1 protein-coding gene is annotated in these 277 nt (G+C 42.2%); it reads right to left on the reverse strand.

What is annotated here, in order from left to right; all coding sequences use genetic code 11:
• Positions 1 to 244, reverse strand: a 244-nt coding sequence (locus tag AOA59_RS27670) for a GNAT family N-acetyltransferase (protein WP_218212220.1), incomplete at its 3' end; no start/stop codon positions are given.
• Positions 245 to 277: the final 33 nt, after the last annotated feature.

Here is a 277-nt window from a genome sequence, read left to right on the forward strand (position 1 = left end):
GCATTCGTCTTACCAGCTCTTTTCCTATTCCTCTTCCCTGATACTCAGTCAGAACTTCCAAGAGTGGAATGTAAGCCGACAGAACTCCATCACTAATTGCTGTGATAAAACCAACTACTTGCTCGTTCTCATCATCCACTGCCAAAACAATATGAGTACTTTTTTCCAACAGCTTTAAATGTGTATGAGATGACGGTGGGTTCGGCCACCCAACAAAAAATCCCTGAAGCATCTCTTCCGTCACGCTCTATATTGTCTCGGTATATCTCATTATTTC

It is taken from the genome of Pseudomonas sp. 2822-15, from assembly GCF_002742515.1.
Lineage (GTDB): Bacteria > Pseudomonadota > Gammaproteobacteria > Pseudomonadales > Pseudomonadaceae > Aquipseudomonas > Aquipseudomonas salomonii.